Origin of the sequence: Bacillus sp. 491mf, from assembly GCF_900112415.1 — a bacterium.
GTDB lineage: Bacteria > Bacillota > Bacilli > Bacillales > Bacillaceae_G > Bacillus_A.
Window position 1 is genome coordinate 28,960 of the sequence record NZ_FOLV01000013.1, and the last position, 12,795, is coordinate 41,754.

A 12,795-nucleotide genomic window follows, 5' to 3' on the forward strand; every position below is an offset into this window, starting at 1 on the left:
GCGAAGCAGAGAAGCGGGAGAATAACTGCCCGTAAAAGCCCGATTGGTGAGGGCTAACCATCAGTGAGAAAGGCGTCACTGATGGAAGTTTCACTTTACGCATGCACACTTCTTACCGCTTGCACATACTTTCGTACAGTTGCTACTGATACATTATATATATTCCCTAGTTCTACCTGCGTCAACTTATCGTGACATTCACCTCTTACAATATATTCAACCGCCGCTGACCAACCATATACATTTGTAAACACCGTTCCGCTCGTGTATAAGCGTATAAATGTACAAAACCAAAGGTATAGACACTCTTCAATCAGCTCATCATCTTTTTTTGTATAGTTGTATAAAGCATCAGCAATATGAATACATTGTTCAAACGGCTGAAGCTCTTGTGGAATACTTTTATGACTATTTATTAAAAAGAAATAGTGCGCGAGCTGTGATACGATTGGAACACGCTTAGGAGATTGCATCACATCAAAGAAAAAGCCGATTTTCTCTGGTGTCGTCAGCTCATTCATTAAATATAAAGCCAGCATTTGTTCTTCTAACGTTTCACTTTGCTGAAATGATTGCTGCAGTTCTTGAAATAAAATATTTTGGCCTTCATCTGCTAAATTAATAGCATTCCAAGGCTCTTTTCCTTTTTTATCAGGATGTAATTCCACCACGTGTGCCCACATTTTCTCTGCTGTTTGTTCATCGTTTACCATGTAAGCAGAATATGCAAACCAATAATAAAAACTAACATCACCTTCATAGCCTTGACGTTTTAAAACTTTTAACCATTTATATGCACTTTCAAAACGACCAATTGTCGCAAATGTTGTCCCTAGTTTTACACGATGTTCAAACGACATCGGATACACCGTCTCCAGTTGCTCTGCTAACTTTTCTACTTGCTTATATTCTCCAATAGAATATAGAAAAATAAGCGTATTACATAACGCATGAATATTCCCTGGATTCTTCTCTAAAATGAGCTCAGTCATTTTCAATGCTTGATCAACATTACCAAGCTGAAAATGAGCAATCGCTAAATTATTATGTGCCGACCAAAATTCCGGATATTCCGTTATAACTCCTTCAAGCGTAGCAATTGCCTCTTCTAATTGACCATTCCGAATATAATGATTTGCTTGCTCTTGCATCACAATTAGTCCGTCTTCATCTTCTAATTCCGGTGCATCTATTTCTTCTTCTTCGATAATCTCTAAAAGTTCCATCGTCTCTGCAATAAATTCTTTATCCGTCGCAATTTCTAAATAACGCTCTGCATACTTTTTCGCTTGTTGGAATAGACCAAGATACGCATAATTATTTGCCATAAAATAATAGCATTCTTCTATTCGTTCACCCGTACGAACGATTTGCAATAAAATTTGATTCGATTCGTGATACTCTCCCGCTTCTGATAATGCCGTTGCTAATTGACATAAAATAAACGGCTCTTTCTGACTTTGTGCCGCTCTTTTGAAATATTTAATTGCATCATCTAAATGATGATTGCGATAAGCCTTCATTCCTTTATCATAAAAGAAATCGGCTAATTGATTAAAAGCAATTACTTGTCCGTTATCTTTATGAACTTCTTGATTTTTCCCCATAGAGCCTCCATTATTTCATTCTTCTATCTATAAGTATAAACGATTCTTCTAAAAACAAAACAGTATATTATACGCAATTATTTCCTTTTCATTCTCGAAAAGAAAAGGAAATGTTACATTTCTAACATTTCCCTTCTCTCGCTGCCATTTCCTCTTTCGTATAAATAACACGCATCGGATTTCCACCAACGAAAGCACCGCTCGGTACATCACGATGAACAAGTGTACCCGCGGAAACAATCGCTCCGTCTCCAATGACAACACCCGGTAAAATCGTCGAATTTGCTCCAATCATGACTTCGTCTCCAATTCTGATTTCACCAAGGCGATATTCTGTAATTAAATATTCATGAGCTAATAATGTTGTATTATAACCAATTATCGAATTACGCCCAACCGTAATTTTCTCTGGAAACATAATATCAGGCATAGCCATCAAAGCAAAAGAAGTTTGCTCACCAACTTGCATGCGCAAAAATGTGCGATATAACCAATTTTTCATCCGTAAAAACGGAGTGTAACGCGCAATTTGAATGACAATGAAGTTTTTCATCACTTTCCAAAATGAAACGGTCTTATATACGTTCCATAATGAATTTGCTCCTGACACAGGGTAGCGTGTTGTCCGTCGCACCATGCTCTCTCCTTGTCAGCCTAAGATCGTTAACAAATCACTCATTTTTTCTAACACATAATCCGGTTTATAAGACTCTAAATATTCGCGTCCTTTAACTGTCCATGCAACCGCTGCTGTCTTCACGCCAGCATTTTGCCCACCAACAATATCGTGATGATTATCCCCTACCATTAACGCTTCTTCCGGCTTTGCTTCTAATAATTGCAGCGCTTTTTGAATCGGTTCCGGATGTGGCTTCACATGCTCTACATCATCAATTGTCACCACAACATCAAAAAACTGTTTTAATTTCGATAGTTTTAATCCCATTTCAACAGTTTTGCGCGCCTTCGTTGTTACAATTCCAACTTTATAACCTTTCTTTCGTAAATCCTGCACCGTCTCATACACTGTTTCATACTCTTCTACTAGCTCATCATGATGTTCATGATTAAAATCACGATAACATTGGATGAGTTCTTCCACTCGGTTTTCGTCAATCTTACTGAATGTATCGTGCAATGATGGACCAATAAACGGCAGTACATCCTCACGCTTATACTGATTTGGATAGTACTTTTCTAAAGTATATAAAAATGAAGAAATAATAAGTTCATTCGTATTAATCAACGTTCCATCCAAATCAAATAACACTGTATTGATGTTCATCTTTTCCACGTCCTTAGTTGTTTGTATGATAAAGTGAAACTTCCATTCGAAGTCGCATTTCCTTCTGCGCTTACTGCTTGTTAGAGCGGGGTCAAGTAAAACTTCCATCAGCGCTTTTTTCCGCTGATGGAAAGCCCGCAAATAGCGGGATATGAAAAGAAGCAGCGCCGTATATATGACGCTACTTTTTCTGAATTATCTCTGAAGTTCTATCATTATTTTTCTGCATATCGTTTATCCGCATACCCCATTTTTCGTCTCACAACAACAAAAATGATAGAGACGAGAATTAAGACAATGGAGACAACCTGCGCAATGCGAAGCGGACCAAGCATTAAGCTATCTGTGCGCAATCCTTCTACAAAGAAACGACCGATGGAGTACCAAGTTAAATAGATAAAGAATAGTTCTCCGCGGCGCAAATTTGCTCTCCGCAAAAATAGGAGTAAAATAACCCCAGCAAAATTCCACAGTGATTCATATAAAAATGTTGGATGGTAATATACGCCATCAATATACATTTGATTTATAATAAACTGCGGTAAATGCAAACTTTCAAGAAATTGACGCGTTACCTCACCGCCGTGAGCTTCTTGGTTCATAAAGTTGCCCCAGCGGCCAATCGCTTGTCCAAGCAAAATACTTGGTGCTGCAATATCTGCTAGCTTCCAAAAAGATAGCCCGCGTATTTTTGTAAATACCATTCCGGTAAGAACCGCACCAATTAATCCGCCATGAATCGCTAAACCACCTTGACGAATGTTAATAATTTGGCTTGGATTTTGGGAATAATAGTTCCATTCGAAAATAACATAGTATGCACGTGCACAAATGATTGCAATCGGCACTGCAATTAGGACCAAATCAATAAACGTATCTTTCGGAACACCGAGACGCTCTCCTTCGCGGGTTGCAAGCAATAATCCAAGCAACACAGCCGTACCAATAATGACACCGTACCAATAGATTGGAAACGGCCCAAGCTGAACTGCTACGCGATCAAGCTGCGGTACAGACCCTAACAGCATATTCTCTACTCCCCTTCTATTCCATTAATGGAAGTTTCACTTATATTTAATTTTGATCTCCTTGTTCAATCGCGCTCATAAGACGATCTGAAAATTGTTGCGCTGCATTGACGCCCATACGTTTTAAACGGTAGTTCATCGCTGCTACTTCAATAATGACAGCTAAGTTTCGACCTGGTCGTACTGGAAGAGTAATCTTTGTAATCTCTGTATCAATAATTTTCATTTTTTCTTCATCTAAGCCAAGGCGGTCGTAATTTTTCTTTTGATCCCAAATCTCAAGATTAATCACAAGTGTAATACGTTTATGATTACGCACTGCACCTGCACCAAATAACGTCATTACGTTAATAATGCCAAGTCCACGAATTTCAAGTAAATGCTCAATTAACTCCGGTGAACTCCCGACTAGTGTATCGTCATCTTCTTGGCGAATTTCTACACTATCATCAGCGACAAGACGATGTCCGCGCTTCACAAGCTCAAGTGCTGTTTCGCTTTTCCCGACACCACTTTGTCCTGTAATCATTACACCGACGCCGTAAATATCAACTAATACACCATGAATAGCTGTTGTTGGCGCCAATTTACTTTCTAAATAATTCGTCAAACGACTCGATAAACGTGTTGTTTTTAACGGTGAACATAATATCGGCACACCCGTCTGACGAGATGCTTGCATTAACTCCTCTGGCACATCTTCACCGCGCGTTACGATAATGCACGGTGTTTCTTCTGTACAAAGCGCTTGCATGCGCATTTTCTTCTGTTCTTCTGTTAATGTATCAAAAAACGTAAGCTCCGTTTTCCCAAGAAGCTGCACACGATCAGCTGGATAATATGTGAAAAATCCTGCTATTTCAATTCCAGGTCGTGATAAATCACTCGTATCAATTGGACGGTGAATTCCTTCCTCACCACTTACTAATTCTAAATGAAAATGTTCAATTAAATCTTTCGTTCGAACTTTTGGCATATGTAAACCTCCACGTTGCGGAATGTATCTAGGCAGCGGACTACCATTCTACCCGCTATTGTACCATTTTTTTCTTAAAACAAGAAATACGGTTTCTTTTGAAAAAGAAAAAACATTTCACGCTGTGCGCAAAATGTTTTACGTTTTGTCGGATACTTTCTACCATCCGATTATTTTTTCTCATATAACGGTTCAATAATCACTTTTTCAATTAACATATTTAAAATCGAAATAAAGATCGCTGCCATAATCGCTGCGCCAAATCCAGATAAATTAAATGCATCACCAAGTAACGAATCCGTAATTTTTAGCGTAATCGCATTAATAACGATTAAGAAGAAACCAAATGTTAACACAGTAATTGGCAAGGTAATTAAAATTAAGAACGGTTTAACAAATACATTTAAAAGAGACAAAATAACGCTCGCAATTACTGCTGTTTGTATATTTGCTATTTCAAACGCACCTGGTGCAAATATTTTGAGAAGACCTGATACAACGATTAGCACAATACTATTTACAATAAGTGATATAACCCATCTCATGTTCTTTACACTTCCTTTTCACTAGGGACACTGAATATCTAAACTACATATATAAATACAAATTGAAAAAACGATATAAAACTCCTCTTTTTAAGGAGGACCTTTTCCTGCCACATGCCAAGTTTGAAACAAAAAGAACAAGCTAGTACCTGGCATAGTATATTCTGCATAGTAGCGATTTGTGTGTTACAAAATCAAAGTGGATTTATATATACTAACAATAATACGTTAACTACGCCAAAAATACCAAGAACAAATACAATGAAGCCACCTATCAGATTCTTCTTCCGGAAAATCATTTACTCATTCACAAGCAATTGTACACCCTTCACAATATTCCAGATGAAAATAACAAGGTTTACTAATCCGAATAACAACAATGCAATAAGTACCATTACACCAATTTGTTCTGGTGTGTTCATCACAAATCCAAGTAGAAAAACGAAAAATATACAAAAGAACGGTAGTAAATGGGAAATGAAAGCTTTCTTTGCATGAAATTTCACTTCTTCATGAGGAACAACAAAATACACAATGATCGGAAATAATAACGGAGACACAAAAATACTGAAATAACAACAAGAGGCTAACACTTTTTCAGTAGAATCCACATCCTCATCCCCCTTGGATGTATATAACAGAAAACATGTAACAGAAAGGCACCGCCCCTCTGTTACATGTTCCTTTACTTTGTTAATTCTACTTCTTTCACTTTTTCTTTCATACGCGCTGTATCACGTTCTAAAACACCTTTTAAATACTTACCTGTGTAAGAACGCTCTTCTTTCACAACTTGCTCCGGCGTACCTGTGGCAACAATTTGCCCGCCTTTATCTCCGCCTTCAGGACCAAGGTCAATCAAATAATCTGCCGTTTTAATAACATCTAAGTTATGTTCAATAACGAGTACCGTTTCACCATTTTCAACAAGGCGCTGCAGTACTTTTAATAGACGAGCAATATCATGTGCATGAAGCCCTGTTGTCGGTTCATCTAAAATGTACAACGTGCGGCCTGTTGAACGGCGGTGCAGCTCAGATGCTAACTTCACGCGCTGTGCTTCTCCGCCTGATAACGTTGTTGCCGGTTGACCGAGCTTCATATAACCAAGCCCTACATCCACAAGCGTTTGGAGCTTACGTTTAATTTTCGGGATATTCGCAAAGAACTCTACCCCATCTTCAATTGTCATCTCTAACACTTCAGAAATGTTTTTATCTTTATATTTTACTTCCAATGTTTCACGATTATAACGTTTTCCATGACAAACTTCACATGGAACGTACACATCTGGTAAGAAATGCATTTCAATTTTAATAATTCCATCACCGCGGCACGCTTCGCAGCGACCACCTTTCACGTTAAAACTAAAGCGTCCTTTTTGATAACCGCGCACCTTTGCTTCATTCGTTTGCGCAAACACATCACGAATATCATCAAATACACCTGTATATGTCGCCGGGTTAGATCGCGGTGTGCGTCCAATTGGTGATTGATCAATATCAATTACCTTATCTAAATGATCAAGGCCTTTAATTTCCTTATGCATACCAGGCTTACTTTTCGATTTATATAATTTTTGAGCCACTGCTTTATATAGCACTTCATTAATTAATGTACTTTTCCCTGAACCAGATACACCCGTTACCGCAACAAATGTACCAAGCGGGAATGACATCTTCGCATTTTTTAAGTTATTTTCCTTCGCTCCAATAACCTCAATCTTACGACCATCACCTTTGCGGCGCTCTAGCGGAACTGGAATAAACTTCTTACCAGATAAATATTGTCCTGTTAACGAATTATCATCTTGCATCACTTCTTGCGGTGTCCCAGCTGCAACAACCTGTCCGCCGTGAATTCCTGCACCAGGGCCAATATCTAATAAATAATCCGCCGCCATCATCGTATCATCATCATGCTCTACAACGATAAGCGTATTTCCTAAATCACGCATATTTTTCAATGTTTGAATTAAGCGCTCGTTATCACGCTGATGCAAACCGATTGAAGGTTCATCAAGAATATATAATACCCCTGTTAAGCTCGAACCAATTTGCGTTGCTAAGCGAATACGCTGCGCTTCTCCGCCTGATAACGTTCCAGCTGCACGGCTGAGCGTTAAATAATCAAGCCCCACGTTAATTAAGAAGCTAAGACGCTCTTTAATTTCACGCAAAACCAGCTTCGCAATACTTTGTTGCTTTTCCGTTAACTCGATATTTGTAAAGAATTCGTGTGCGTCTTGCACAGAAAACTGCGTCACTTCCGCAATCGTTTTCCCGCCTACAAAAACAGCTAAAGTTTCCGGTTTCAAACGAGCGCCTTTACATTTTGGGCAAGCTTGCTCCGCCATATATTTTTCCATTTGCTCACGAATATAATCAGAGCTCGTTTCTCGGTAACGGCGCTCAACATTAGGAATGACACCTTCAAAAATAATCTCGCCTTCCTTTACTTGACCAAAGTCGTTCACATAACGGAAATATACTTTTTCTTCTCCGCTTCCGTACAACACCTTTTCAAGCAATTGCTTCGGAATATCTTTTACTGGTACATCCATATCAACGCCATAATGATTACAAACAGACTTTAGCAATTGCGGATAATATTGCGAGCTCGTCGATTCCCAAGGTGCAATTGCATGATCGTTTAATGATAAATCCCAGTTTGGAATAACCAAATCAAGATCTACTTCTAATTTTGAACCGAGACCATCACAAGACGGACACGCACCGAACGGACTGTTGAAAGAAAACATGCGCGGCTCAAGTTCACCAATAGAAAATCCGCAATACGGACAAGCGTGATGCTCGCTAAACAGCAACTCTTCTTCTCCAATTACATCAATTAAAACGCGGCCTTCGCCAAGCCTCAAAGCCGCTTCTAATGAATCGGCAAGGCGAGGAGCAATGCCTTCTTTCACCACAATCCGGTCAATGACAACTTCAATGGAATGTTTTTTATTTTTATCTAACGTAATTTCTTCGGATACATCAAGCATTTCTCCATCAACGCGAACGCGGACATACCCTTGTTTTTTAATATCTTCTAATAGCTTCACATGCGCACCTTTACGACCTGACACAATCGGCGCGAGAACTTGTAGCTTTGTACGCTCTGGATACTCTAAAATACGATCCACCATTTGTTCAACTGTTTGCGATGTAATTTCAATGCCATGATTTGGACAAATCGGAGTCCCGATACGCGCAAATAATAAGCGTAAATAATCGTAAATCTCCGTCACTGTTCCAACTGTTGAACGCGGGTTACGGCTCGTCGTTTTTTGGTCAATTGAAATGGCCGGTGATAATCCTTCGATTGCATCGACATCCGGTTTATCCATTTGCCCTAAAAATTGCCGTGCATACGCCGATAGTGATTCTACGTACCGGCGCTGCCCTTCTGCATAAATCGTATCAAAAGCTAACGATGATTTCCCTGAACCGGATAGCCCCGTTACAACAACAAGCTGATTTCTTGGAATGGTGACATCTATATTTTTTAAGTTGTGAGCTCTCGCACCCTTTACAACGATAAAATCTTTACCCATTACCTTCACCCTTCTGCTTTTAATTCTAATAATAGATCGCGAAGCTCAGCTGCCCGCTCAAAATCAAGCGCTTTTGCAGCTTCTTTCATTTCCGCTTCCATTTTTGCAATTACATTTTCTCGTTCTTTTTTCGTCATTTTCTTAGAAGCTAGTGACGGCACTTCATATGTTTCTGTATCCTCCGCAGCCATCGTTGCCCGAATTACATCGCGCACCTCTTTTTGAATCGTTTTCGGTATAATGCCGTGCTTTTCATTATATGCTTCTTGAATTTGACGACGACGCTTCGTTTCTTCCATTGCAATTTCCATCGATTTTGTAATTCGGTCGGCATACATTACAACATGACCGTTTGCGTTACGAGCTGCACGGCCAATCGTCTGAATAAGAGAGCGCTCTGAACGAAGAAATCCTTCTTTATCTGCATCTAATATCGCTACGAGCGATACTTCAGGAATATCAAGCCCTTCACGAAGTAAGTTAATACCGACAAGTACATCGAACTTACCAAGGCGAAGATCACGAATAATTTCAATCCGCTCTAACGTTTTAATTTCAGAATGAAGATAGTTTACTTTAATCCCAACATCTTTCAAATAATCTGTTAAATCCTCTGACATCTTCTTCGTTAATGTCGTAATTAATACACGCTCATTTTTCGCGATCCGATCTTGGATTTCTCCTAGTAAATCATCAATTTGTCCTTCAATTGGCCTTACGTCAATTTTCGGATCTACTAGCCCTGTCGGACGAATAATCTGTTCCACCACTTCTGGTGAATGTTCAATTTCATATGGCCCCGGTGTCGCTGATACATAGACAACTTGATTCGTTTTCTCTTCAAACTCTTCAAACTTAAGCGGTCTGTTATCTAGCGCTGATGGCAGACGGAATCCATGATCAACAAGCACTTGTTTCCGCGCTTTATCACCGTTGTACATTGCTCTTACTTGTGGCACTGATACATGCGACTCATCCATTACGATGAGAAAATCTTTAGGGAAATAATCTAACAATGTATATGGCGTTGAACCAGCCGGACGGAGCGTCAAATGACGGGAGTAGTTTTCAATCCCTGAACAAAAGCCCATCTCACGCATCATTTCTAAATCGTAACGTGTCCGCTGCTCGATCCGCTGCGCCTCTAACAATTTACCATTATCATTTAATTCTTTTAAGCGTTCTTCTAACTCTTTTTCAATATTTTCAATAGCAACTTTCATTTTTTCTTCGCGTGTAACGAAGTGAGATGCCGGAAAGATTGCCACATGCTCACGTTCTGCTAATACTTCACCTGTTAATGCATTTACTTCCCTAATGCGATCAATTTCATCACCGAAAAATTCAATTCGGATACAATGCTCATCAAGAGATGCTGGAAAAATCTCAACTACATCACCGCGCACGCGAAACGTCCCGCGCTGGAAGTCAATATCATTACGGCCGTACTGCACATCAACAAGTTCACGAAGCAATTGATTGCGATCTTTCTCCATACCAACACGTAAAGAGACAACGAGCTCACTATACTCTTCTGGAGAACCTAAACCGTAAATACAAGACACACTCGCTACAATAATCACATCATCTCGTTCAAATAAAGCCGACGTCGCTGAGTGACGCAATTTATCAATTTCATCATTAATTTTTGCGTCTTTTTCAATAAATGTATCGGTTTGTGGTACATACGCTTCCGGTTGATAATAATCGTAGTAACTAACAAAATATTCAACTGCATTGTTTGGAAAGAAATCTTTCAGCTCACTGTATAGCTGTCCTGCTAACGTTTTATTATGAGCCATTACAAGTGTTGGCTTTTTCACTTCTTTAATAACATTTGAAATCGTAAATGTTTTACCCGTTCCTGTCGCGCCAAGCAACACTTGATGTTTCTTACCGTTTTTAATCCCCGCTACCAGCTTCTCTATCGCTTTTGGCTGATCACCTTGCGGGGAATATTCTGAGACAATTTCAAATTGATGTTCCAAATAAATCCGCCCTCCTCGTAAAAAATCTGTATTTTCATTTTACCACGAACTCCCATGAAAAAACCAAAAAAACGAACAAGTATTCGATAAACAATTCGACAAGAAACTAATTTTTTATATAGGTATAATTTTCTAAAAATTTTGTATTTACAACACCCATTTTTCATATTACAATACGTTTAAAGATTCGACATTATACGACAAATCGGAATTAAAGTTCAGAATATTTTAACAACTAGAGGGTGAGGGAGCTTATATGAATCTATTTCGAAAAAAATCAATTTCCGCACTGCTAGCGCAATCGCAGCAGAAAGGCGCTTCTTTAAAAAAGGAGCTAGGCGCATTTGATTTAACAATGTTAGGAGTCGGCGCCATTATCGGAACAGGGATCTTCGTTCTTACCGGCGTTGCAGCAGCAAAGCATGCCGGACCAGCACTTATTTTATCGTTCATTTTATCCGGCTTAGCCTGTGTATTTGCGGCATTATGTTATTCTGAATTTGCTTCAACTGTACCGGTATCAGGTAGTGCCTACACTTACAGCTATGCAACATTTGGAGAAATTATTGCATGGATTTTAGGGTGGGACTTAATTCTAGAATACGGATTAGCATCTTCAGCCGTTGCATCTGGCTGGTCGGGATACTTCCAAGGATTATTATCTGGATTTGGGTTTAAATTGCCTCACGCCTTAACAAGCGCTTATAACCCAGCGGCTGGCACATACGTAGACGTACCAGCAATTTGTATTATTTTCATCATGACATTTTTATTAACAAGAGGCGCAAAAAAATCAGCTCGCTTCAATGCCATTATGGTAGCTATCAAAATATTTGTTGTTCTTCTATTCATCGGCGTTGGTGCTTTCTATGTAAAACCTGAGAACTGGACGCCATTCATGCCATTTGGCTTCTCTGGTGTAACAACTGGAGCAGCAACTGTATTCTTTGCTTATATCGGATTTGACGCTGTATCAACAGCTGCTGAAGAAGTTAAAAATCCACAGCGCAATATGCCAATTGGTATTATCGCTTCCTTAGCAATCTGTACAATCTTATATATTGTTGTTTCATTAGTATTAACAGGAATCGTTCCCTACAACCAATTAAATGTAAAGAACCCTGTTGCATATGCTTTGCAATATATTCATCAAGATTGGGTTGCCGGACTTATCTCTTTAGGAGCAATTGCTGGGATTACAACAGTATTACTCGTTATGCTATATGGACAAACTCGTTTATTTTACGCAATGAGCCGTGATGGCTTACTGCCAAAAGCGTTTTCTCGCGTAAACAAAAAAACACAAACGCCAGTTATGAACAGCTGGATTACAGCAGCTATGGTTGCTTTCTTTTCTGGATTTGTTCCACTAGACAAGCTAGCAGAATTAACAAACATCGGTACATTATTTGCATTCATCGTTGTATCAATCGGTGTTATCATCTTACGCAAAAAACAACCAGACCTGCCTCGTGCCTTTAAAGTACCATTCGTACCATTGGTTCCGATATTAGCAGTTCTCTTCTGCGGATATTTAACATTACAACTTCCAGCAACAACATGGATCGGCTTTGTCGTTTGGTTAATTATCGGATTAGTTGTATATTTCAGCTATGGTTATAAAAATAGTACGTTGAGAGATGGTCAAAAAGAAGACGTTGCTTAAAGTGAAACTTCCATTCAGAAATGCTTTTCCTCTGAATGGTTAGTTGAACCAATCGGGCCCTTACAGACGGTTTGTCTCTCTTCCTTGCCTAACTTCTTACCGGCTATTTGGGCAGGATAAAGTGAAACTTCCATTTTTATTTAC

10 protein-coding genes are annotated in these 12,795 nt (G+C 39.2%); 1 reads left to right on the forward strand and 9 read right to left on the reverse strand.

The features are described 5' to 3' along the window. Nucleotides 1-95: 95 nt before the first annotated feature. The 9 genes from BM211_RS13920 to uvrB all read right to left on the reverse strand — a co-directional run bounded on the left by BM211_RS13920 (nucleotide 96) and on the right by uvrB (nucleotide 10,985). Entirely contained in the window at nucleotides 96-1,607 is a 1,512-nt protein-coding gene (locus BM211_RS13920) for a tetratricopeptide repeat protein (protein WP_035430479.1), read from the reverse strand. Between the two features lie 121 nt (nucleotides 1,608-1,728). Next, complete coding sequence (locus BM211_RS13925) at nucleotides 1,729-2,241, reverse strand: acyltransferase (protein ID WP_090998134.1); 513 nt, start codon at nucleotides 2,239-2,241, stop codon at nucleotides 1,729-1,731. 15 nt (nucleotides 2,242-2,256) lie between these two features. Beyond that, nucleotides 2,257-2,892: a pyrophosphatase PpaX gene (gene ppaX, locus BM211_RS13930; RefSeq protein WP_090998054.1), complete on the reverse strand. Its 636-nt coding sequence runs from the start codon at nucleotides 2,890-2,892 to the stop codon at nucleotides 2,257-2,259. Between the two features lie 215 nt (nucleotides 2,893-3,107). Further along, complete coding sequence (lgt, locus tag BM211_RS13935; protein ID WP_035430483.1) at nucleotides 3,108-3,920, reverse strand: prolipoprotein diacylglyceryl transferase; 813 nt, start codon at nucleotides 3,918-3,920, stop codon at nucleotides 3,108-3,110. 46 nt (nucleotides 3,921-3,966) lie between these two features. After that, nucleotides 3,967-4,896 (reverse strand): HPr(Ser) kinase/phosphatase, encoded by a 930-nt coding sequence (hprK, locus tag BM211_RS13940; RefSeq protein WP_141771642.1) that lies wholly within the window; start codon nucleotides 4,894-4,896, stop codon nucleotides 3,967-3,969. A gap of 170 nt (nucleotides 4,897-5,066) precedes the next feature. Further along, nucleotides 5,067-5,441 carry a phage holin family protein gene (locus tag BM211_RS13945; protein ID WP_090998057.1) on the reverse strand — a complete coding sequence of 125 codons (375 nt, stop codon included), beginning with the start codon at nucleotides 5,439-5,441 and terminating at the stop codon, nucleotides 5,067-5,069. Nucleotides 5,442-5,740: 299 nt separating this feature from the next. Next, nucleotides 5,741-6,052 carry a magnetosome magnetite crystal formation protein family gene (locus BM211_RS13950; RefSeq protein WP_035430487.1) on the reverse strand — a complete coding sequence of 104 codons (312 nt, stop codon included), beginning with the start codon at nucleotides 6,050-6,052 and terminating at the stop codon, nucleotides 5,741-5,743. Between the two features lie 74 nt (nucleotides 6,053-6,126). Then, the gene (gene uvrA, locus BM211_RS13955) at nucleotides 6,127-8,997 is read right to left on the reverse strand and encodes an excinuclease ABC subunit UvrA (RefSeq protein ID WP_035430488.1); all 2,871 of its coding nucleotides are present in this window, start codon (nucleotides 8,995-8,997) and stop codon (nucleotides 6,127-6,129) included. Between the two features lie 5 nt (nucleotides 8,998-9,002). After that, nucleotides 9,003-10,985, reverse strand: a complete 1,983-nt coding sequence (gene uvrB, locus BM211_RS13960; protein WP_090998060.1) for an excinuclease ABC subunit UvrB — start codon at nucleotides 10,983-10,985, stop codon at nucleotides 9,003-9,005. A 256-nt stretch (nucleotides 10,986-11,241) separates the two neighbouring features. Here uvrB and BM211_RS13965 point away from each other — a divergent pair, with 256 nt between their 5' ends. Continuing rightward, nucleotides 11,242-12,651 (forward strand): branched-chain amino acid transporter BcaP, encoded by a 1,410-nt coding sequence (locus BM211_RS13965; protein WP_035430490.1) that lies wholly within the window; start codon nucleotides 11,242-11,244, stop codon nucleotides 12,649-12,651. The last annotated feature ends 144 nt before the right edge of the window (nucleotides 12,652-12,795 follow it).

What these genes read in the sequence shown, in the direction of transcription:
- BM211_RS13920 (WP_035430479.1), bottom strand. Translation starts at nt 1,607, where the DNA reads ATGGGGAAAAATCAAGAAGTTCATAAAGATAACGGACAAGTAATTGCT.
- ppaX (WP_090998054.1), bottom strand. Translation starts at nt 2,892, where the DNA reads ATGAACATCAATACAGTGTTATTTGATTTGGATGGAACGTTGATTAAT.
- lgt (WP_035430483.1), bottom strand. Translation starts at nt 3,920, where the DNA reads ATGCTGTTAGGGTCTGTACCGCAGCTTGATCGCGTAGCAGTTCAGCTT.
- hprK (WP_141771642.1), bottom strand. Translation starts at nt 4,896, where the DNA reads ATGCCAAAAGTTCGAACGAAAGATTTAATTGAACATTTTCATTTAGAA.
- BM211_RS13945 (WP_090998057.1), bottom strand. Translation starts at nt 5,441, where the DNA reads ATGAGATGGGTTATATCACTTATTGTAAATAGTATTGTGCTAATCGTT.
- uvrA (WP_035430488.1), bottom strand. Translation starts at nt 8,997, where the DNA reads ATGGGTAAAGATTTTATCGTTGTAAAGGGTGCGAGAGCTCACAACTTA.
- BM211_RS13965 (WP_035430490.1), top strand. Translation starts at nt 11,242, where the DNA reads ATGAATCTATTTCGAAAAAAATCAATTTCCGCACTGCTAGCGCAATCG.